The sequence below is a fragment of the Tateyamaria sp. syn59 genome (assembly GCF_007995245.1).
Lineage (GTDB): Bacteria > Pseudomonadota > Alphaproteobacteria > Rhodobacterales > Rhodobacteraceae > Tateyamaria.
On record NZ_VCBA01000006.1, the window covers coordinates 306,020 to 326,891 of the forward strand.

The window sequence follows — 20,872 nt, forward strand, 5'->3', positions numbered from 1 at the left end:
GATGGAGTGGCGCGGCACGGGCATATTGCTGAGTGTGCAGCGGCATGGGGAGAGCAGCGCGATTATCGATGTCTTTACCGAGGAAAAGGGGCGTCATGCCGGGGTCGTCCGGGGTGGAACCAGCCGCAAGATCGCACCGATTTTGCAGCCAGGGGCGCAGTTGGATGTGGCTTGGCGCGCGCGGCTTGAGGAACATATCGGGAGTTTTGCTGTCGAGCCCGTCCGCAGTCGCGCGGCACTGGTCATGGGCAATCGGCTGGCGCTGGCGGGATTGAATGCTGTGACCGGGCTGTTGGGATTTTGTCTGCCCGAGCGTGAAGCGTATGGACCTCTGTACCGGCGGACCGAGGCGCTGCTGGATCTGCTTGGGCAGGACGATGTGTGGCCGTTGGCTTATCTGCAATGGGAACTGGCGCTGCTGGAGGAGATGGGTTTTGGCCTCGACCTGAAGACCTGTGCAGCCACCGGTGCGACGGATGGATTGGCTTATGTGTCGCCTAAAACTGGGCGGGCTGTGTCCAAGGCGGGTGCGGGAATCTGGGCCAATCGGCTTTTGCCGTTACCGCCGGTTCTGCGCCGCGAGGGGGATGCGCCCGATGCGGAGATTGCATTGGGGCTGGAGACGACCGGGTATTTCCTCAAGCATCACCTGGCCCCGGATCTGGGGTCGAAACCATTGCCTGAAGCGCGTGATCGTTTTGTCGATGCCTTCAGTCGGACGTTGTGAACACCATTTCATCCCCGTCATCATTGCGCAGGAACAATGTGCCTTCGCGCACTTCTGACTGGGTCATGCGCGCCAGCGCCTCAAAATATGCTGCTTCCGCATCAAGATCGGCACAGGCCGCGCGCGTGGCGACTATTGGGGAAAGTTGAAACCAGGGATACGGCACCGTGTTGGTTGCGCTGAAGCTGTTACAGGGCGCTTGCCCCGAAACCGGGCCGCCCGGCTGAAATTCGAGCGTGGCTGGCCCAGGCAATGCGGCACCGTTCAGGGTTTGCAGCTCCCACAGACGCTCAGCGGCGCCGTAGCGCGCGACGGTCTCGTCTGCCTGGCAGGCGGGGATGGACGCCATGAGCGTCAGCGCCGCAGCCCGGATCATTGACGGATCATTTCAGGGCCATCACCAGATCCACGAGCGCCGCGAAGGCAACCAGCGCCTCGCCATCGTCTGTGTGCATCTGCTTAAGCCCGATAAGCGAGCCGTAGGCGGAGCGTGCGAAATCCTCGTTCGTGACGCCGATGCTGTTCATCAATTCTGTCAGGCGTTTGAGGCGGGCGGTATCGACCTCGGCCAGCGCTTTGGCGACGGCCTCGTCCTGCTGTGCCCATGCGCGCAGTGCGGGGCCTGGGCTGTCTTCCTGCACGCTTTGTCCGAAGCGGATCATCTTGTCCGTGGCGGTGCCGTCCTGTGCGCTGTCTTCGGCCAGCGTGGCGAGCGCACGGCTTTTCCATTCGGCTAGAAGGGCCTTCTGGAATGCCGGTACGTCCTTGAAATGCCAGTAAAAAGACCCTTTCGAGGTCTTCAAGTGTCTTGAGAGTGGTTCTGCCCTGAGCGCAAGGGGCCCTTGGGCGGTGAGTTGTTCAAGCCCGGCGTCAATCCAGGCAGCGGGGGAAAGGGGTGCTTTGGCCATGTTCGTGCGATACGCCCGGGTATGCAGGGGCGCAAGCGAAAGCGACTTCAACTTCCGGTATGAGCGTGTTGCCGCACATGGTGCGAAAAAATTTGCTTATCTTGCATGCAGTTCGGTCGGCGGGCGGGCTGTTTTAGATCCCGGATGCGACCGCCAGCGCGACCACCAAAAGCATGGAGGCGGCCATGGCATAATTGATCCTCCGCTGCCGATGCGGGGCGAGGTCGAGCGCCTTGAGTTGCACGCCAAACCAGACCCATAGGATGTGGATGGGGATCCAGATCACGTTGATGATCAGGACCTTCCAGATGGCTTCGGCCACCAGCGCGTCGGGCATGAGCGCAAAGCCGGAAAAGAGGGCAGTGTTGACCGCGTAACCCTTTGGATTGATGGGCTGAAGCAGGATGCCGTTGATCACGCCAGGCTCAGTTTCCGCGGCGGCGAAAGCTAGCTTTGAACCGGCAAAGGCTATGCGGGATGCGAGGTAGAGCAGGTAGGCCGTGGAGAGGACGAATAGGAAGGTGCGTAGGGCGGGGCTGGCGAGGATCAGGGCGGCGAGGCCACTGATCACCGCGAGGATGACGAGGTTGTTGCCGATGAAGAGGCCGAGCACGTATCGCAGGCCTGACCGCATGCCGAAGGCGGCGCCGACACCGGCGGCCGAGAGGACGCCGGGGCCAGGGGTGATGATCAGGAAAAAGACTGCGGCGGCGAAGGTGAGCATGAGCGGCAGAATGGCGGAGCGGGCGGCAAGGTCAATGCCGCACTGGGCACCGTACGCGCAACGGTTAACGCGGATATTGCGCGGGAGGGGCAGATGTGCGGGTTAACGCCTTTGTTCGTTGGGAAAACGGCGATGCAACAGCCGTGCACAATGCGTGCACCACACGTACACCGGTTGTGCACCGAAGCGCGGGTTAACGCGGCGTGCGGTGGTGAAGGTTAAGGGTGGGTCAACGGGGTTTTCGGGGGGGCAGATATGAAAAGGCCGGGCTGAAGCCCGGCCTTCGGTTTTGCTGAACTTAGGGAGGCGTGGCGGGGTGAAACCCCGCCCTACCAGTTTGGGGTCAGCCGAGGATGCGGCGGGCGATGACTTGCGCCTGAATTTCGGCGGCACCTTCGAAGATGTTGAGGATGCGGGCGTCGCAGAGGACGCGGGAAATTTTGTACTCCAGCGCGAAACCGTTGCCGCCGTGGATCTGCAACCCGTTGTCAGCAGCCGCCCACGCCACGCGGGCGCCCAGCAGTTTGGCCATGCCTGCCTCGACATCGCAGCGACGGCCCTCATCCTTCTCGAACGCCGAGAAGTAGGTCAGTTGGCGCGCCACCATAATCTCGACCGCCATCATCGCCAGCTTGTTGGCGACGCGGGGGAAGTTGATCAGCGCCTTGCCGAACTGTTTGCGGTCCAGAGCGTATTGCATCGAGATGTCGAGCGCGGACTGCGCCACGCCGATGGCGCGGGCCGCTGTCTGGATGCGGGCCGATTCGAAGGTTTCCATCAGCTGTTTGAAGCCTTTGCCCTCTTCCCCGCCGAGCAGGTTCTCGCCCTGCACATGGAAGTTGTCGAAGCCCAGTTCGTATTCCTTCATGCCGCGGTAGCCGAGCACTTCGATCTCGCCGCCGGTCATGCCGTCGGTGGGGAAGGGATTTTCCTCGGTGCCGGGTGTCTTTTCAGCCAGGAACATCGACAGACCCTTGTAGTCGGTCGTGTTCGGATCAGTGCGCGCGAGCAGCGTCATCACTTGCGTGCGCGTAGCGTGGGTGATCCAGGTCTTGTTGCCCGTGATCTTGTAGTCGCCGTTGTCATCCTTGACCGCGCGGGTGCGCAGGGAGCCGAGGTCAGAGCCGGTGTTTGGCTCCGTGAAGACGGCCGTGGGCATCGTTTCGGCGCTGGCCAGTTGCGGCAGCCACTTTTGTTTCTGTTCTTCGGTGCCGCCCGCTATGATCAGCTCGGCCGCAATCTCGGAGCGGGTGCCGAGGGAGCCGACGCCGATGTAACCGCGCGACAATTCTTCGGACACGACACACATGGACGCTTTGGAAAGGCCAAAGCCTCCATATTCTTCGGGGATGGTCAGGCCAAAGACACCCATCTCGGCCAGTTCCTCGATCACCTCCATCGGGATAAGTTCATCCTTGAGGTGCCAGTCATGGGCAAAAGGCTCGACCTTTTCGATGGCGTAGCGGCGGAACTGTTCGCGGATCATTTCCAGCTCTTCGTCGAGGCCGGAGGCGCCCACGGTGATTTCCGCGCTGCGTTCCTGCATCAGCTCGACAAGCCGGATGCGGGCGGCTTGCGTGTTGCCGCCCTGGGTGAGCGTCATCACCGCGGGGTCCATCATGCCGCGCATGTCGTCTTGGCTGAGCCCAAGATCCTGAAGGCGCAGCACTTCGCCCTGGTTCATCTGGATGCCGCCGTAGATCTGCCAAAGGTATTCACCAAAGGCGATCTGGTGAATCAGCGCCTCAACCTCGCCAAACTTGGACTGCGCTTCCAGTGCGTCGGCCCATTTCTGCATCTGGCGCAGCGATTCGGAGTATGTGGCGAGCCACGCCAGACCGTGGGCTGCGGTCTGATTCTCTTCCACAAGCTCGCCGGATACGCGGCCATCGACGCTCAGTTGGTCGCGCAGGCGCGTGCGCGCAAGTTCCGTGATCTTTTCGACGGGTTTCAGCGCCGCACGTGTCAGACCAAGCAGGTCATCCAGCAAAATGGGCGTGACCGCCCCCATATCCTGTCCGTCATGTGCCATGCCTTGGCTCCTCGTTTTAAGCTTCGTCACGGCTTACCTAGTTCGCAGGTGCAGCGCAACAAATATTCATTTTGGTGCGGCTGTTTGTTCGTTTCTTGCGTGGCAATATACTGCAGTGCAGCATCGACGTCGCGCACTTTAAGTATGCCACAAAATAAAACCGCGCCCAAGTTGGGCGCGGTGTCACTCGTACAACTACTATCCTTTGGAACCCTCGGTGCCGCCGGAGGTCATGCACCGTAAGGGTTTTCTTGCATCATGACGCGAGTCAGGACGCCTTGCGCGCGACGGTCAGGCCCGACACGTCCTCGATGAACGTCACGATTCGCGACTTGATTCTCTCGTCCTCGATCGTGGCGAGCGCGTTCACAATATCGAGACCGCGATCGTTGCGGTTGGCGGGTTCCGGCTCGGCCAGCCCCTCAAAGAAATAGGACGTGGGCACGTCGAGGATGCGCGACAGTTCGAAAAGGCGGCTGGCCGCGATGCGGTTCGACCCGATTTCGTACTTCTGGATCTGCTGGAAAGACAGGTCCAAACGCTTTGCTACATCGGTTTGCGACATCCGCCGCAGCGTGCGGATTTGCTTCAGGCGTTTGCCGACGTGAACATCTACTGGGTGTGACATACTAATTACCTCCGGTTGATCTACACAGAGTAGTCGCCGAGTACACGCACAGGTTCAATTGGCTAGTTTTGCACCCCAGACCACACGTAAATGTTGCATTAATGTATGATTCATTTAACATTGACGTATTGCTGATCATACATTGGGTTTGCCTGTGAATGCCCCGACGCGCAACTTGACTGACGTGAACCAACCGCTCCTGTTCGAGATGATACGCTCGTTCACGACGCTGGCGCAGACGTTGAATCTGTCCCATGCGGTGACAGAGTTGAACAGCACGCGTCAGACGGTGCGGCGTCATATCTCGCAGCTGGAGGAATTGCGCGGAGAAGAGCTGTTTCAGACACGCGACCGCCGGTACGAGCTGACCGAGGCGGGCGAAGCGGCGCTGCCCGAGGCGCGTGAACTTCTGATGCATGCCCGCGCGTGGTCGAAGGGGCAGACAGGTGTACGCAGCGCGCTCCAATACCTTCAGGCCCAGGCGGGCGACTGGGTCTTTTACCAGCAGCAGCAACCCATGGGCGACATCTGGTATGACGAGTCGATCCTGCTGCGCGAGACCTATCGCGCATGGGTCATGGGCGCGGGCGAGATTGAAAATCCGGCACTGGCGCATGTTCGGCCCTACCTGATGGTGTATCGGAATTCTGATTCGGGCTGGATCTGTGTCGAATTCGGCCAGCGCTCGGCATACGTGAATTGGTTTGGACAGGATTACGCACGCTCAAGTATCGGTCGCCCTATTGCGCGCCTACCTGCCGGTGAGGAATTCGGTCGGATGCTGGATCAGTCATTTTTGGATATTCAAACCACGCAGATGGCGCGGCTGGATCACGTGTTCACGCGGATGCCCGGCCGGAACGACGCAGGGCCGGTCACAATGGCCTACCAACGCCTTATGATGGCAGGATTTTTTCCCGATCGTTCCCCCTCCGTCATGACGCTGGTTGTGCCCACCGTAAACGTCAAGATCGCAGCGCTGGACGAGGCGCAGCGGGCCGATCTTGCAGAAATCGAACCACCGGATTTTGATCCGGCAGACGCCACATTCGAAAATCTCTCAAAACCGCCGCCTTAACTAACTTACACTTATTCGGCGAGTTTTACGGGTATTTTCCTCAAATCTGTCTTAACTTTGACGTAATGCGTCAGAGGAGAGATAGTTATGACCATTCAGTTCCCCGGCAATGCGGCGCCATTTATCGCGACCAGCCGCAATATTTTGGTATCTCAGGGGATTACTCTGACCATCGGCACGGACTTTGAAGAGTATCGCGATATCGTTGCCGAAGAACGCCCCATGCAGAAGCTGGGCGCACCCTTTGATCCCGACATGCACGGCCTGAACAAGTCCAATGCGTTCTGGCTGATCGGCCGCAGTGAGGATGGCGAGTTGATCCACACGCAGGCCGCCAAACGCGTGCGTTTGTCGGCGCGCCCCCTGAGCGGCTACCTGCTGCGGCAGTTTCGGGCGTTTCCGCCGCCGCTGAAAGGCGTTGATCTGGTCCGTTCACGCTTTCGCGCGACGCCTGGCACCCACAAGATCAATGGCATGGCCGCGTATCACGGCGAGTTCTGGGTCGCGCCGGAGCGCGGGAAGTATCGCGGCGTGGGACTGGCGCCCGTACTCGGGCGTACGGGTATGCTCGAGATGATGCAACGCTGGGATCCAGACTGGATCTACGGGTTTATTCTCAACGTGGTGGCGTACAAGGGGTTCGCAGCCCGGATCGGATACCTGCACCTGGAGCCGAGTGTGCTGAAATGGGTGGTCGAGGGGCGCGATGCCCCGATCGACACGTTCCTTGCGTATAACAGCCGTGAGGATCTGGAGTATCTTCTGGATATTCCGCTGTCGGATGTGGTGCCCGAGGCCGCATAAGGCCCCGGGATCGTCCTTAGCTGATCGCAGCGGCTTTTACGTCGTCGTCGATGTAGGGCAAATATTGCTCGAAATTGTTCGAGAACATCTCGACCAGCTTGGCGGCCTGCGCGTCATATGCGGCGGCATCGTCCCATGTGCGCCGCGGATCGAGCAGGATATCGGCGACGCCCGGCACGGAGACAGGCACATCAAAGCCAAAGTTGGGATCCTTGCGGAATTCACCCTTGGCCAGTGTTCCGTCCAGACCCGCGGTTAACAGCGCGCGCGTCGCGCGAATCGGCATGCGGCTGCCTGTGCCATATGCGCCGCCGGTCCAGCCGGTGTTCACCAGCCAGCAGGTCGCGCCGTGCTTGGCGATCTTTTCCTGCAGGAGCTTGCCGTACGTCTCGGGCCGACGCGGCATGAACGGTGCGCCGAAGCAGGTCGAGAATGTGGGCTCAGGCTCGGTCACGCCACGCTCTGTTCCGGCCACCTTAGACGTGAAGCCGGAAAGGAAGTGGTACATGGCCTGCGCAGGTGTGAGCCGAGCGATGGGGGGCAGGACACCAAAGGCGTCGCAGGTCAGCATGATGATGTTCTTGGGGTGCCCGCCAAGCGCCGAGGACGACGCGTTTGAGATATAGTGCAGCGGGTAAGCGCAGCGCATGTTGGCCGTCAGGCTGTCATCTTCGAAGTCGAGCTCTTTGGTTTCGGGATCGAACACCATATTCTCGATCACCGTGCCGAATTTTTCGGTTGTGGCGTAGATTTCCGGCTCGGCCTCTTCGCTCAGGTTGATTGTTTTGGCATAGCAGCCGCCTTCGAAGTTGAAGGTGCCGCGGCCGGACCAGCCATGCTCGTCATCGCCGATCAATACGCGGCCGGGATCTGCGGAAAGCGTTGTCTTGCCTGTGCCCGACAGGCCGAAGAAGATCGCGGTGTCGACCGGGTTGCCCTGCGCATGGTTGGCCGAGCAATGCATCGGCATCACGCCTTTTTCGGGCAAGAGATAGTTGAGCAGGGTGAATACAGATTTCTTGTTCTCACCTGCGTATTCCGTACCGCCGATCAGGATCAGCTTGCGGTCGAAGTTCATGGCGATGACAGTTTCGGAGCGGCAGTTGTGGCGTTCCGGGTTTGCCTGGAAGGACGGGCAGTTAACCACGGTGAAATCCGCGATGAAGTCCTGCAGGTCGTCCGCATCCGGGCGGCGCAGCATGTGGCGGATAAAGAGGCCATGCCAAGCCAGTTCGGTCACCATGCGGACATTGATGGAATAGCTGGGATCGGCGCCGCCGGTCAGGTCCTGAACGAAGTATTCGCGGCCCTTCATATGCTCCAGCATGTCTTCGTAAAGCGCGTCGAAACCTTCCGGCGACATGGCGGCGTTATTGTCCCACCAGATTGTGTCGGCGACGCTGTTGGTTTTGACCACGTGCTTGTCCTTGGGCGAACGCCCGGTGAACTTGCCGGTGGTGACAAGAAAGGTGCCGCCTTTGCCGAGCGTGCCTTCCTTGCGTTCGAGCGCGCGCTCGATCAAGGCGGGTTCGATCAGGTTGTAATAGACATCGCCCAGCCCAGTGATCCCTTGATCTTCGAGGCGGAACTGCGGGTTTACCCGTCCAAATGTCATATGAACTCTCCTGATGCCGACATGCGGCGTTGTTGGTCAGAGGATGGCCCAAAGGCCATTAAGCGACGTCACATCGCTGTATTCCGGCGTCATAACACGCGGATTCACAAGGTGAATAGGGCCGCGAACAAGGTTAGCGCCATCATGGCGACCGGTTGCGCAAACAGTGTTTCAGTGGTGTGCACTCAAAGCGGGAATGTGAGGTAATTTAGCCATTCCTAACCACTTTCTGGCCACTCTACCGCGGGTTTCATCCCCTGATTCGCACTTATTGATTGATTCGAAAGGCCAAAACCGAGACAATGCCTGAAAAATCAAGAAAAACGAGCAGTATAAGGAAACAGGCAATGTCTAAAATTGCATTGGTGGACGACGACAGGAATATCCTGACGTCCGTGTCCATGACGCTCGAGGCTGAAGGGTTCGAGGTCGAAACATATAACGACGGTCAGGCTGCGCTGGACGCTTTTAACAAGCGTCTGCCGGACATGGCCGTGCTGGATATCAAGATGCCACGCATGGACGGCATGGATCTGCTGCAGCGCCTGCGGCAGAAGACGACGATGCCCGTGATCTTCCTCACCTCCAAGGATGATGAGATTGACGAGGTGCTGGGCCTGCGCATGGGCGCGGATGACTACGTCAAAAAGCCGTTTTCCCAGCGCCTGTTGGTCGAACGCATCCGCGCCTTGCTGCGCCGTCAGGATGCGGTCGCTGGTGACGTGGTCGGCGATACCGAAGAAACCAAGGTGATGGAACGTGGTGATCTGCGGATGGATCCGCTGCGTCATGCCGTCAGTTGGAAGGGCAAGGACGTGTCGCTGACGGTGACGGAATTCCTGCTGTTGCAGGCCTTGGCGCAACGCCCCGGTTTCGTGAAGTCCCGCGATCAGTTGATGGACGTTGCCTATGACGATCAGGTCTATGTCGACGACCGCACCATCGACAGTCATATCAAGCGTTTGCGCAAGAAGATGCGCAGCGCCGACAATGAATTCTCGGCGATTGAGACGCTGTATGGCATCGGCTATCGTTATAACGAAGAATAACAAGGCGTAGCGCGCCCAGAACGGGCGCAGGCCGAGAGGACAGCAGTGCGAGACACAAGCACACCTCCTTCCCGCGACGGTGATATCGTTCTTGGGGAAGACTGGGTCGCACCGGAGACATCCGCCGCGACGGAGTTGCGCGACGGGCGTGCGCGGCGCGGCCTGATGTCGTTGCGCGCCTCACCGCTGGCGCGCAAGATTATCACGTTCAACCTGATCGCGTTGAACGTGCTGGTCGCTGGTATCCTGTACCTGAACTCGACCCGCGAGAGCCTCGCGGTGCAGCGCCTGTCTGCGCTGGTTGCGCAGGCCGAGTTGGTCGCCGACGTGATTGAGGCGCAATTGCCATCCGGCGTGCCGGTGAGCCTTGCCACCGGTGACGGTGCGAATGTGCCGGAAACCCTTGCAGCGCTTGACCTTCGTGCGGGTCACGAGGTGTATGTCTTTGACCCGGCCGAGGTGCTTGTCGCGCAAAGCGAAGGCATGCTGGCGCCACTGCCACATCAGGTCAATGAAACGGAGAACATGGCCGTTCTGACCGATGGACTTGGGTGGCTGTGGCATCAGATCTCCCGTCCGTTTTCGGGTGCGGAGGTGGAACTCCCCGCACCCATCGAAGAGCAATTGCGGCCACTTGTGGCGCGCAGCCTTGCCGGAGACACTCAGATCAGCGAGAGCCTCGCCGTTGCAGGTGGCGCGATGTTCAGTGTCGTGACGCCGATCCAGCATGACGGCGCGGCCGTGGGCGTGATCGCGTTGACCAGCGCCTCAGGCGAAATTGATGCACTCGTGCGCGGAGAGCGTGAACGAGTGCTGCAGATGTTTGTTATCGCGACCCTTGTGTCTATCGGTCTGAGCCTGGTTCTGGCATCCACGATTGCAAACCCGCTGGCCGACCTTGCTGCGGCGGCAGAGCTTGGCCGGGACAAGAATGCGCGCAAGGTGAACCCGGGGCGCATCCGGATCCCCGACCTGACAGCTCGCCCGGATGAGATTGGCCGCCTGTCGGGCGCTTTGCGGGGGATGATCGCGGCCCTCTACAATCGGATCGATGGGAACGAGCAGTTCGCGGCTGACGTGGCCCATGAGATTAAGAACCCGCTCGCCTCTTTACGGTCTGCCGTGGGCACGTTGCGGATGATCAAGCGGGAAGATCAACGCGAGAAACTGCTCGACGTGATCGACCACGATGTGCGGCGCCTTGACCGTTTGGTCAGCGATATCTCGAATGCGTCCCGCCTGGACAGCGAGCTGGTCAAGGAAGAGGAAGAGCCATTCAACCTGTTGCAAATGCTCGGAAATCTGAGCCAGTACCTGGGTGAAGATGCGCGCGGCAAGGGGATCGAATTCATCACAGATCTGCCGGCGCACCCGATTGAAGTGCAAGGCTTGGAGGCACGGCTGGCGCAGGTGTTCGTCAACCTGATCACCAATGCCATCTCGTTCTGCGAAGACGGCGACGCGATCCGGGTCTGGGCCCGCAAGCGCGAAAATCGTGTGCTGGTGGTGGTGGAGGATACCGGGCCAGGCATCCCCGATCAGGCGCTGACCAAGATCTTCAAACGCTTTTATTCGCAGCGCCCAGAAGAGCATTTCGGTAACAATTCCGGCCTCGGCCTCGCCATTTCCAAGCAGATCGTCGAGGCACATGGCGGTGTGATCTGGGCCGAGAACATCCGCCCCACGGATGCTGACATCACGTCGGAACCCTTGGGTGCACGCTTTGTCGTTGGTTTGCCGGTCTAACACCCGATGACGGAGACCTTGCGCCTGCACGCAAGCGCCGTGGCCGTGGACGGGCGCGGTGTCCTGATCCGCGGTGCGTCGGGCAGCGGAAAGTCGAGCCTTGCGCTCCAGCTAATCGGACTGGGCGCCACGCTGATCGCCGATGATCAGACCGAGTTGAACCTCGGAGCCAGCGGCATTTTGCTGTCCGCGCCCGCAACGATCCGAGGGCAGATCGAAGCACGGGGCGTCGGCATTCTGCGTGCCGAGACTGTGACAGCCCCGCTGCACCTTGTGGTGGACCTTGATGTGGTCGAGACGAAGCGCTTGCCCGAGCTTCATCAAACGCTCATTCTCGGCCAATCATGTCCGTGTATTCACAAAGTGGACACTCCGGCTTGGCCCTTCGCCGTGTTGCAATACGTGAAAGGCGGACGCAGCGACCAGGATTGAGAGCCCAGATGACCGCCGCCCGCCGCCTTGTACTTGTCACCGGCCCATCAGGCGCGGGGCGTTCCAGTGCGATCCGGGTGCTGGAGGATCTGGGATACGAGGCGATCGACAATATGCCGATGCGTCTGATCCGTGCGCTCCTGGATGCGCCACATCGCGAGGCACCGGTGGCCTTGGGCCTAGACCCGCGCAACCGGGATTTTTCGGCAACGGCCATCAATGATGCCTTGGGCCAAATTGCAGCGGTGCCGGGTGTGATGCCTGAACTTCTATATCTCGACTGCCGGACCGATATATTGCTCAATCGGTTTTCCGAAACGCGGCGCCGCCACCCGTTGGCGGAAGCGGACCGGGTCGAGGCGGGGATCCTGCGGGAAAAAGACCTGCTGGCGCCAGTGCGGGCGCGTGCCGACGTCCTGATTGATACGAGTGATCTGAACGTGCATCAGCTTCGGGCCGAGGTGGAACACTGGTTTTCCCCAGGCGAGCAAAGCCAGCTGGCCGTGTCGGTGCAAAGTTTCAGCTACAAGCGCGGGCTGCCGCGATCTGTCGACATGGTTTTGGATTGCCGCTTTCTTAAAAATCCGTATTGGGAGCCGGGTCTGCGCCAAAAGACCGGGCTGGATGAGGCGGTCAAAACCCACATCTATTCCGATCCGCGTGCGCAAGAGTTCGAAACACGTTTGCGTGATTTGCTGCTGTGGCAGTTGCCTGCGGTGCTGGACGAGGGGAAATCTCACCTGTCGGTTGCATTCGGTTGCACTGGCGGCCAACACAGGTCGGTTGCCATGGCGGAAACCGTCGCGGCAGCCCTTGCAGAGGCTGGCTGGCAAGTGTCTATTCGGCATCGGGAACTGGATCGCCGCAAACGCGAAGAGGCATCAGCTTGATCGGGATCGTGATTGTCGCACATGGCGGGCTCGCGGGGGAATACCTACGCGCCATTGAGCATGTCGTGGGGGCACAGCCGGGTGTCCGTGCCATCGCCATCGAAGCGGATCACGACCGCAAGGCCAAGGAGACAGAGATTTGCGCCGCCGCTGACGACGTGGACACAGGCGAAGGCGTGGTGGTGGTGACCGACCTTTTCGGCGGTTCCCCGTCCAACCTCAGCCTCTTGGCTTGCAAGCCCCAGAACCGGCGGATACTTTACGGCGCTAACCTGCCCATGCTGATCAAGTTGGCCAAGAGCCGTAAGCTGCATGTGTCGGACGCGGTGCAGGCCGCACTGAGCGCAGGCAAGAAATATATCGATAGCCAGAATGTAGGCGCAGATACCTGACTATGTCCCAACGCAGACTTGAAATCGTGAACATCAAGGGATTGCACGCGCGTGCGTCCGCCAAACTGGTCGAAGTGGTCGAGGCCTTCGATGCCCGCGCGACCGTCAGCCAAGATGGTATGTCTGCATCAGGCGACAGTATTATGGGACTTTTAATGTTGGCAGCACCAATCGGAAGTTTTATTGACGTTGAAACTTCGGGCCCTGATGCCGAGCCCTTGGCAGATGCGCTCAGCGCGTTGGTGGCCGACAAGTTCGGGGAAGAGGCCTGAGCCAATCGGGCCAGTATGGTCCACTCGTCGATAGAAGGTGACGATCGCTTGGTCGATAGCACACATAACATGACGAAGGTCGCAAAGCCCGAGCCGGAGAAGGTGTCGTTCAACACCTATGATCGGCGCAGCTTGTCCTATGCGTCCACCTTTGACGACCCGTGGAAGGCTTCGTTCATCCGCGTGATGGAAGCATTCACCGGCAAGCTGACCATCCTGCGCCTGATCCGCAAGTTCGAGCGGCAGGGCGCGCCGAGTGGGCAGGCGTTCTGGCGCGCGTGTCTGGACGTGATGGGCATTGATCTGACCACGCCGCAGGCGCAGTTGAACCGCATTCCCAGGCAAGGGCCGGTGATCGTTGTGGCGAACCATCCGCACGGGATGGTGGACGGTATGATCTTTGCCGATCTGATTGGCCGGGTTCGGCCCGACTATCGCATTCTGACCCGGTCGCTTTTGACGGCCATCGACGAGGTGGCGGGCAGCTACATGATCCCCGTGCCCTTTCCTCACGATCCCGATGCGCAACGCAAAGGGGTCGAGATGCGCGCCAAAGCGATGGCGCATCTGAAGGAGGGTGGCGTTGTGGCGCTGTTCCCGTCAGGCGTCGTCGCTACGTCTCAGACATGGTGGGGCCCTGCGATCGAGGCCGAGTGGAACGTATTTACCGCGCAGCTGATCCGCCGTTCTGGCGCAACGGTTGTCCCGATGCGCTTCCCCGGCTCAAACAGCCGCGCCTATCACATCGCTGACAAGGTGTCGCCGATGTTGCGGCAGGGCTTGCTGCTGCACGAGATTGTGCGGTCCTGCAACAAGCCGCAAGGACCGATCGTCGGCCATCCGCTTGATCCGGAAATCGTGACAGGGTTCAAGGATGACCCGCGTGGTTTCATGGCATGGTTGCGGGATCATACGATGGCTCTCAAGGACTGAGCCGCGCGGAATTTTGCAAAAATTCCGGTCCGTTTTCTGGGTCAGAAAACGCTACCGCGTCGGTACGGGCGTTTCGCCTCGGTAATCGTAGAACCCGCGTTGTGACTTGCGCCCCAGCCACCCGGCTTCGACATACTTGGTGAGCAGCGGACATGGGCGGTACTTGGTGTCAGCCAACCCGTCATGCAGCACGTTCATGATGGCAAGGCAGGTGTCGAGCCCAATGAAGTCGGCGAGTTCTAGCGGGCCCATCGGATGGTTGGCGCCCAGCCGCATGGACGAGTCGATGGATTTAACCGACCCGACCCCTTCGTAGAGCGTGTAGACAGCCTCGTTGATCATCGGCATCAGGATGCGGTTCACGATAAAGGCTGGGAAGTCTTCGGCCGTGGCAGCCGTCTTGCCCAGCTTTTCGACGACGGTTGCGCAGGCTTCAAAGGTTTCAGTATCGGTTGCGATGCCGCGGATCAGCTCGACCAGCTGCATCACCGGCACGGGGTTCATGAAGTGGAAGCCCATGAATTTTTCGGGCCGGTCCGTGCGGCTGGCCAGGCGCGTGATCGAGATGGACGACGTGTTCGATGTCAGGATCGTGTGCGGCTGCAAATGCGGCACAAGATCTTCGAATATCGCCTGCTTGATTGTTTCCCGCTCTGTCGCGGCTTCGATCACCAGGTCTGTCTGGCCCAGATCGGGAAGAGTTTGCGTTGTCTGGATGCGGGACAGGGCCGCGGATTTGTCACCGGCGCTGATCTTGTCGCGGCTGACCTGGCGTTCGAGATTGCGGTCAATTGTAGCTATTGCACCGGCCAAGGCGTCACCGGAAATGTCATTCAGCATGACATCGTAGCCCGCCAGTGACATCACATGTGCGATGCCATTGCCCATTTGCCCCGCACCCACAATCCCGACCGTCTTGATGTCCATCGCCGCCCTCGTGTCCAGTCGCTGCACCATAGGGTCAGCCGCGTACCGGGGGCAAGGGGATGCAATGCCTCAATAACGCCCAAATTCATTAGGGCTTCGTCAACCTGCCGCTGCGATGATGATGTCGGGAAAAATAGTGAGAGTGGGTCTCATGAGTATTGAATCGTTAGGTCCCGGGGGGCTTGACTACTTGCCGTGTCGTTACGGGAACTCCAAGGTCTTGTTTCGTGGACCGCGCAGGTCTCTGGATGCGCCATTTGTTGCGTTCTTTGGTGGGTCCACCACCTATGGCAAATTTGTTGCCTCTCCGTTTCCGGATCTGGTCGAGCAGGCAACTGGCATCACTTGCGTGAATTTCGGGTCGTTGAACGGCGGCGTCGACGTGTTTGCAACCGACCCGTATTTGCGCGAGGTCTCTGGCAAGGCCCAATTGACCGTGATCCAGATCACCAGCCCGCGCAATATGTCGAACCGGTTTTACCGCGTGCACCCGCGCCGCAATGACCGCTTTGTCGAAGCGTCTTCGCTGCTGCGCGCAATTTACCGCGAGGTGGACTTTGCCGAGTTTAACTTCACCAATCACATGCTGGCGCGGTTGGAGCTGATCTCTCCCGAACGGTTCGAGACGGTTGTGGAAGAATTGCAAACGGCGTGGGTTGCGCGGATGCGCCTGGTGCTGAGCCAGATCAAGGGACGGACTGTGCTGCTTTGGGCGTCTCGCCAGACACCCGAGGCGTCGGCGCAGGATCCGGAGACTGACCTTGCCTTCGTCTCGCGCGAGATGATTGACAAGGTGTCCGAACTGGCCACCGAATATGTTGAGACGGTCATTTCAGAGGATGCGATCGCGGTAGGCACGGAAGGCATGGTGTTCAATGAGATGGACGCGCCAGCGGCCCGCCAGATGCTTGGCCCGGCGGCCCACAAGGAAATCGCGCAGTCGCTTGCGCCGGTCGTAAACTAAAAAGCCCGCCGGAAGACCGGCGGGCTTTCCGAGTGCATTGAACGCAAAGCTGATTACAGCTTTTCGATCATCTCCGGGACAGCATCGAACAGGTCGGCGACCAGTCCGTAGTCCGCAACCTGGAAGATCGGGGCTTCCTCGTCCTTGTTGATCGCGACGATGACCTTGGAGTCTTTCATGCCCGCCAAGTGCTGGATTGCGCCCGAGATACCGACAGCGACGTAGAGGTCGGGTGCCACAACCTTGCCGGTCTGGCCGACTTGCCAGTCGTTCGGAGCATAACCGGAGTCGACCGCTGCACGGGACGCGCCAACGGCGGCGCCCAGCTTGTCGGCCAGCTTCTCGATCAGCGCAAAGTCGTCTTCGGAGCCGACACCGCGACCCCCGGACACAACCACACCAGCCGAGGTCAGCTCGGGACGGTCGCTTTCGGCAACTTTGTCCTCGACCCAGCTCGACAGGGCAGGGTCAGCCGCTGCGCCAATGGTTTCGACCGAAGCGGAACCACCCGTGCCCGCCGCGTCAAAGGTGGACGTCCGGAAGGTGATGACCTTCTTGCCGTCACCTGTCTTCACGGTCTGGATCGCGTTACCGGCATAGATCGGACGCTCGAACGTGTTGCCATCGACAACGGCGGTCGCATCCGAGATCACCATCGCGTCCAGCAGGGCTGCGACGCGGGGCATGATGTTCTTGGCGTCGGTGGTGGCGGGCGCAACGATGTGCTCGTAATCGCCAGCCAGCGACACGATCAGGTCCGCGACCGGTTCAGCCAGACGCTTGCCGTAAAGCGCATCCTCGGCGCACAGCACTTTTGCCACCCCGTCGATGGTGGCAGCCGTCGCGGCAGCATCGGCGCAGGTTGCGCCGGTGGCCAGAATGGTGACGTCACCCAGCGCTTTGGCAGCTGTCACGGCCTTGGCCGTGGCGTCCATGCTCAGTTCGCCATCATTGATTTCTGCGAGAAGAAGAACAGCCATTACACAGCCCCCGCTTCTTTGAGTTTCTCCATAAGCTCTTCGACCGAGCCCACCTTGATGCCCGCCGCGCGTGCCTCGGGCTCTGCCGTGCTCACGATTTCCAGACGCGGTGCGGTTTCGACGCCGTAATCAGCGGCTGTCTTTTCGTCCAGCGGCTTTTTCTTGGCTTTCATGATGTTGGGCAGCGAGGCATAGCGCGGCTCGTTCAGGCGCAGGTCGACCGAGATGACGGTCGGCATGTTCACCTCGATGGTCTGCAGACCACCGTCAACTTCGCGCGTGACCTTGGCCTTGTCGCCCGCGACTTCGACTTCGGACGCGAACGTGGCCTGGCTCCAGCCCAGCAGGGCCGACAGCATCTGGCCGGTGGCGTTCATGTCGTTGTCGATGGCCTGCTTGCCGCAGAGCACGAGGCCGGGCTGCTCTTCCTCGACCACTTTGGCGAGGATCTTGGCAACGGTCAGCGGCTCGATATCGGTATGCACGTCATCGGCGGCAATCACCAGGATCGCGCGGTCGGCGCCCATCGCCAAAGCAGTGCGCAGGGTTTCCTGCGACTGTTTCACACCGATAGAGACAGCAATGACTTCCTCGGCCTGGCCTGCTTCCTTCAGGCGGATGGCCTGTTCGACGGCAATCTCGTCAAACGGGTTCATCGACATTTTCACGTTGGCGAGATCAACCCCGGAACCGTCCGCTTTCACGCGCACCTTCACGTTGTAGTCGATCACGCGTTTAACAGGCACAAGCACCTTCATGAGCGTTCCTCTCCTCAAAATAACGACTCAGCTTCCCAGCCGAATTAGTTTATCCCGCACGGTTTACCCAAGACGCCGTTACGGAAACAGGACAAAATCGTCGCGTCACGGCCTTTGAACGCCGCGTTTTCAATGCGATGCGGCTGAAGGGAAACTTTGATACACTGTTGGAAAGCATTGGGGGGGCGCGATGGAACGCGTGACAGGATTCGGCGGTTTCTTTTTTCGGTCAGAGAATCCTGAACGCCTCGCCACTTGGTATCGTGATGTGCTGGGCATCAATCTTGTACCGACGGCCAAGGACCAGACGCCCTGGATGGCAGAGGGTGGCGCGACGGTGTTCGCGCCCTTTGCCGCCGATACGGATTACTTCGCAGCCGACAAGGCGTTCATGCTGAATTTTCGGGTCGGGAACCTCGACAAGATGGCTGCGCAACTCGAGGGCGCAGGCGTTGAGGTCAAGATGGTGGGTGATATGCCCGGGATCGGCCGCTTTGCGCATCTGACCGATCCTGAAGGCACGCCGATAGAGTTGTGGGAACCGGAGCAGAGCTAGTCTCGAGCGAGGAACCCCGGGGCTCCGCCCTTCCAGGTGCCAAACGCTCCCCCGGAGCGTTTGCCGCTAGTCGCGGTTCGCACCTGGAACCCAAAGCACGTCATCATTACCGCCGTTGTTGGCGATGCGCGCGGCCACAAAGAACCAGTCGCTGAGCCGGTTGAGATATTTCACCGCCGCGGGGTTCACGGCTTCCATCGTCGCGAGTTCCACGGACAACCGCTCGGCCCGGCGTGCCACGGTCCGGCACACATGCAGATGCGCCGACATTGCTGAGCCGCCGGGCAAGATGAAGCTGCGCAGTGGTTCCAGATCGCCGTTCATTGCGTCGATCTCAGCCTCAAGCCGCGATACTTGCGCATCCGTCATGCGCAGGGGCGGGTATTCGGATTCCGAGTCTTTTTCCATATCCGGACGGCATAGATCAGCGCCCAGATCGAACAGGTCATTTTGAATGCGGCTTAGCGACACGTCCATATCGCCTGTCGCTTCCAGCCGCGCGACGCCGACGAACGCGTTCAACTCGTCCGCGGTACCATAGGCCGTCACGCGCATCGCGTGCTTTGCCACCCGTGCGCCATTGCCTAGGGCCGTTTCGCCCGCATCACCTGTTTTCGTGTAGATCTTGTTCAGTACAACCATGCTCAGTTCCCCGTTCCGCGCAGTGCCACATAGGCCAGGATCAAAAGGACGGCCACAAATTGTGCGCCGATCCGGTAACGCATCAGTTTGTTCGAGTTGGCCTTGGCCCAACCCGAGCCCTTGGCAAAGCCGCCCAGGCCAAGCATCAGCACGACAACAACGGCCAGACAGGCCAGAACGATCAAGATGAATAACGCGTCAGAACCCATGGTCCCCTGTCCCTTTGTCTTCTCTTCGCACGATGTAGGCGGCGCATGTCCAAAAGCGAACGCGGCGTCGGGTCACCCGCGTGAAAGCACCCAATCCAGTGCGCGTACCGGCAAGATACGGCGCAGCACTGCCATAAGGTATGTCGGCGTCGTCACCATGTAGACCGGGCGTGGCTTCGATGCCTCGAGTGCATGGCGCAGTTTTCTGACGACCGCGTCGGCGGGCAGTTCGAAGGTATCCGGTCCGTTGTCCTCGTACAAACGCTTGCGCAACTTCTTGCGATATTGATCGACACGCACCGATCCTTCCCAATCAATCCAACGTTCGAAATGCGGAATTGAATTGACCCTGATCTTGCTGGTGATCGGCCCCGGCTGGACCGAAATCACATGGATTGGCGTATCGCGCATCTCGACGCGCAAGGTCTGTGTCAGCCCCTCCAGCGCATACTTGGTCGAGTTGTACGCACCGCGCCACGGCATCGTGACAAAACCCAGCACGGATGAGCACTGCACAATCCGCCCATGCCCTTGCGCCCGCATCACCGGTATCACGGCGCGCGTCAACGTGTGCCAACCAAAGAAGTTGGTCTCGAAAATGTCGCGCAACGCGTCCGTCGGCATATCTTCGACCGCACCGGGAATACCGAAAGCGCCGTTGTTGAACACGGCGTCAAGCGTGCCGCCTGTCGCGTGCAGCACCTCGGCCAGACCGGCGTGGATCGTGTCGGGATCGGCGTAGTCGATCCTCGGGCTGTCAAACCCCTCGGCCTTCAGACGGGCACAGTCTTCGGCCTTGCGGCAGCCTGCAAAGACGCGCCAACCTGCTGCGCGCAAGCCATGGGCGGCGGCATAGCCTATCCCCGAGGAACACCCGGTGATGAGTACTGATTTCGGTGCCATTGTTTGTCCAGCTCTTGTGCGAGCGGGACCATAGCGCGCAGCACGCCCGTTGCAATCAGCCTTCGCTGAGCAAGAAGTCCGCCATCCAACCCACGGTACCGCCACCGACCGGGCGCAGCTTGACCCAGCCATTGCCAGGGTCCTGCAAGATCTCGACCGCATCGCCACGGGTCAGACGGTTGACGACCGAAAAATCGGTGCCTGGACCGCCGCGCACGTTCACGCTGCGGGCAGTCACCTCGCGCACGTTTTGCACGGTGTCCTCTGCCGCTCTCGGTGCGTTGAAATCGACCGGTGTGATGACGGCGGTGTCCACGATCAAGCTGGGCAGGATGACCGTTGGCTCCTCTTCGGACAGCGCCACGTCGGCCACTTCAGGCTCTTCCGCAGCGGGCAACTGGCGTGCGGGTGTCGTGGGAACGTTGCGCTGTGGGCGCAGCACATCGTTGACGCTGTTGAGGTTCAGGGACACGCGCGTAACGCTCTCGGGCAGTGGGGGTTGCAACTCTGTTTCGGCCTCTACCACGCGCTCGAGTTTTTCAGGCTCCACCGCGACCGGCATCTCGATCCGGGCCATGCGCGTGGCTTCAGGGTCGAAATCGGCACCACCGCTCATCTCGTAAAAGGCGAACGCCAGAAACCCAAATGTCACAATGATGAAACGCCACATACGCTATGTGTCCCCCAAAACAAACCTGACGTG

General features: G+C 60.1%; 25 protein-coding genes. 12 read left to right on the plus strand and 13 right to left on the minus strand.

Going from position 1 to position 20,872, the window contains the following annotated elements; all coding sequences use genetic code 11:
- Position 1 precedes the first annotated feature (1 nt).
- The gene (recO, locus tag FD715_RS14005; RefSeq protein ID WP_147110771.1) at positions 2-727 is read left to right on the plus strand and encodes a DNA repair protein RecO; all 726 of its coding nucleotides are present in this window, start codon (positions 2-4) and stop codon (positions 725-727) included.
- On the opposite strand, the gene FD715_RS14010 is transcribed toward recO, so the two are convergent.
- From FD715_RS14010 to FD715_RS14030, 5 genes are all read right to left on the minus strand, one after another.
- Positions 711-1,103, minus strand: a complete 393-nt coding sequence (locus FD715_RS14010; protein ID WP_147110775.1) for an META domain-containing protein — start codon at positions 1,101-1,103, stop codon at positions 711-713. The genes recO and FD715_RS14010 overlap by 17 nt on opposite strands.
- A 7-nt stretch (positions 1,104-1,110) precedes the next feature.
- Entirely contained in the window at positions 1,111-1,635 is a 525-nt protein-coding gene (locus FD715_RS14015; RefSeq protein WP_147110778.1) for a TetR/AcrR family transcriptional regulator, read from the minus strand.
- Positions 1,636-1,768: 133 nt separating this feature from the next.
- Positions 1,769-2,359 (minus strand): LysE family translocator, encoded by a 591-nt coding sequence (locus tag FD715_RS14020; protein WP_147110781.1) that lies wholly within the window; start codon positions 2,357-2,359, stop codon positions 1,769-1,771.
- 343 nt (positions 2,360-2,702) lie between these two features.
- The gene (locus FD715_RS14025) at positions 2,703-4,391 is read right to left on the minus strand and encodes an acyl-CoA dehydrogenase family protein (RefSeq protein WP_147110784.1); all 1,689 of its coding nucleotides are present in this window, start codon (positions 4,389-4,391) and stop codon (positions 2,703-2,705) included.
- Between the two features lie 268 nt (positions 4,392-4,659).
- Entirely contained in the window at positions 4,660-5,019 is a 360-nt protein-coding gene (locus FD715_RS14030) for a helix-turn-helix domain-containing protein (protein WP_147110787.1), read from the minus strand.
- 184 nt (positions 5,020-5,203) lie between these two features.
- Between FD715_RS14030 and FD715_RS14035 the strand changes: the two genes are divergently transcribed.
- Both FD715_RS14035 and FD715_RS14040 read left to right on the plus strand, forming a co-directional pair.
- Positions 5,204-6,097 (plus strand): LysR family transcriptional regulator, encoded by an 894-nt coding sequence (locus FD715_RS14035; protein WP_223274882.1) that lies wholly within the window; start codon positions 5,204-5,206, stop codon positions 6,095-6,097.
- A gap of 87 nt (positions 6,098-6,184) precedes the next feature.
- The gene (locus tag FD715_RS14040) at positions 6,185-6,901 is read left to right on the plus strand and encodes a hypothetical protein (RefSeq protein WP_147110790.1); all 717 of its coding nucleotides are present in this window, start codon (positions 6,185-6,187) and stop codon (positions 6,899-6,901) included.
- 16 nt (positions 6,902-6,917) lie between these two features.
- Here the strand turns inward: FD715_RS14040 and FD715_RS14045 are convergent, their stop codons facing one another.
- On the minus strand, positions 6,918-8,516 hold the full coding sequence (locus tag FD715_RS14045) for a phosphoenolpyruvate carboxykinase (RefSeq protein WP_147110793.1): 1,599 nt from the start codon (positions 8,514-8,516) through the stop codon (positions 6,918-6,920).
- 347 nt (positions 8,517-8,863) lie between these two features.
- On the opposite strand from FD715_RS14045, the gene FD715_RS14050 reads away from it, so the two are divergent.
- From FD715_RS14050 to FD715_RS14080, 7 genes are all read left to right on the plus strand, one after another.
- Positions 8,864-9,565 (plus strand): response regulator transcription factor, encoded by a 702-nt coding sequence (locus FD715_RS14050; protein WP_147110796.1) that lies wholly within the window; start codon positions 8,864-8,866, stop codon positions 9,563-9,565.
- A 45-nt stretch (positions 9,566-9,610) separates the two neighbouring features.
- Positions 9,611-11,311: a sensor histidine kinase gene (locus FD715_RS14055; RefSeq protein ID WP_147110799.1), complete on the plus strand. Its 1,701-nt coding sequence runs from the start codon at positions 9,611-9,613 to the stop codon at positions 11,309-11,311.
- Positions 11,312-11,317: 6 nt separating this feature from the next.
- Positions 11,318-11,743 (plus strand): HPr kinase/phosphorylase, encoded by a 426-nt coding sequence (locus tag FD715_RS14060; protein WP_147110803.1) that lies wholly within the window; start codon positions 11,318-11,320, stop codon positions 11,741-11,743.
- A gap of 77 nt (positions 11,744-11,820) precedes the next feature.
- Positions 11,821-12,633 (plus strand): RNase adapter RapZ, encoded by an 813-nt coding sequence (gene rapZ, locus FD715_RS14065; protein ID WP_370455406.1) that lies wholly within the window; start codon positions 11,821-11,823, stop codon positions 12,631-12,633.
- Entirely contained in the window at positions 12,630-13,025 is a 396-nt protein-coding gene (locus FD715_RS14070; protein ID WP_147110808.1) for a PTS sugar transporter subunit IIA, read from the plus strand. The genes rapZ and FD715_RS14070 overlap by 4 nt, the downstream gene beginning before the upstream one ends.
- Before the next feature lie 2 nt (positions 13,026-13,027).
- The gene (locus FD715_RS14075) at positions 13,028-13,297 is read left to right on the plus strand and encodes an HPr family phosphocarrier protein (protein WP_147110811.1); all 270 of its coding nucleotides are present in this window, start codon (positions 13,028-13,030) and stop codon (positions 13,295-13,297) included.
- Positions 13,298-13,366: 69 nt separating this feature from the next.
- A complete protein-coding gene (locus tag FD715_RS14080; protein WP_147110814.1) occupies positions 13,367-14,230 on the plus strand; it encodes a lysophospholipid acyltransferase family protein in 864 nt (287 codons plus the stop codon).
- Between the two features lie 51 nt (positions 14,231-14,281).
- Here FD715_RS14080 and FD715_RS14085 read toward each other — a convergent pair whose 3' ends face one another.
- Positions 14,282-15,157, minus strand: a complete 876-nt coding sequence (locus tag FD715_RS14085) for a 3-hydroxybutyryl-CoA dehydrogenase (RefSeq protein WP_147110895.1) — start codon at positions 15,155-15,157, stop codon at positions 14,282-14,284.
- Positions 15,158-15,308: 151 nt separating this feature from the next.
- Here FD715_RS14085 and FD715_RS14090 point away from each other — a divergent pair, with 151 nt between their 5' ends.
- Positions 15,309-16,121: a DUF6473 family protein gene (locus tag FD715_RS14090; RefSeq protein WP_147110817.1), complete on the plus strand. Its 813-nt coding sequence runs from the start codon at positions 15,309-15,311 to the stop codon at positions 16,119-16,121.
- A 53-nt stretch (positions 16,122-16,174) separates the two neighbouring features.
- Here the strand turns inward: FD715_RS14090 and FD715_RS14095 are convergent, their stop codons facing one another.
- On the minus strand, positions 16,175-17,101 hold the full coding sequence (locus tag FD715_RS14095; RefSeq protein ID WP_147110820.1) for an electron transfer flavoprotein subunit alpha/FixB family protein: 927 nt from the start codon (positions 17,099-17,101) through the stop codon (positions 16,175-16,177).
- On the minus strand, positions 17,101-17,859 hold the full coding sequence (locus FD715_RS14100) for an electron transfer flavoprotein subunit beta/FixA family protein (RefSeq protein ID WP_147110825.1): 759 nt from the start codon (positions 17,857-17,859) through the stop codon (positions 17,101-17,103). Before FD715_RS14100 ends, FD715_RS14095 begins: the two co-directional genes overlap by 1 nt.
- Before the next feature lie 190 nt (positions 17,860-18,049).
- Here FD715_RS14100 and FD715_RS14105 point away from each other — a divergent pair, with 190 nt between their 5' ends.
- Entirely contained in the window at positions 18,050-18,415 is a 366-nt protein-coding gene (locus FD715_RS14105; RefSeq protein WP_147110828.1) for a VOC family protein, read from the plus strand.
- A gap of 66 nt (positions 18,416-18,481) precedes the next feature.
- Here FD715_RS14105 and FD715_RS14110 read toward each other — a convergent pair whose 3' ends face one another.
- The 4 genes from FD715_RS14110 to FD715_RS14125 all read right to left on the minus strand — a co-directional run bounded on the left by FD715_RS14110 (position 18,482) and on the right by FD715_RS14125 (position 20,839).
- Positions 18,482-19,057 carry a cob(I)yrinic acid a,c-diamide adenosyltransferase gene (locus tag FD715_RS14110; protein ID WP_147110831.1) on the minus strand — a complete coding sequence of 192 codons (576 nt, stop codon included), beginning with the start codon at positions 19,055-19,057 and terminating at the stop codon, positions 18,482-18,484.
- A gap of 2 nt (positions 19,058-19,059) precedes the next feature.
- Positions 19,060-19,266: a twin transmembrane helix small protein gene (locus tag FD715_RS14115; RefSeq protein ID WP_039682290.1), complete on the minus strand. Its 207-nt coding sequence runs from the start codon at positions 19,264-19,266 to the stop codon at positions 19,060-19,062.
- A gap of 72 nt (positions 19,267-19,338) precedes the next feature.
- Complete coding sequence (locus tag FD715_RS14120) at positions 19,339-20,169, minus strand: SDR family NAD(P)-dependent oxidoreductase (RefSeq protein WP_147110834.1); 831 nt, start codon at positions 20,167-20,169, stop codon at positions 19,339-19,341.
- 55 nt (positions 20,170-20,224) lie between these two features.
- Entirely contained in the window at positions 20,225-20,839 is a 615-nt protein-coding gene (locus FD715_RS14125) for an SH3 domain-containing protein (protein WP_147110837.1), read from the minus strand.
- Positions 20,840-20,872 lie beyond the last annotated feature (33 nt).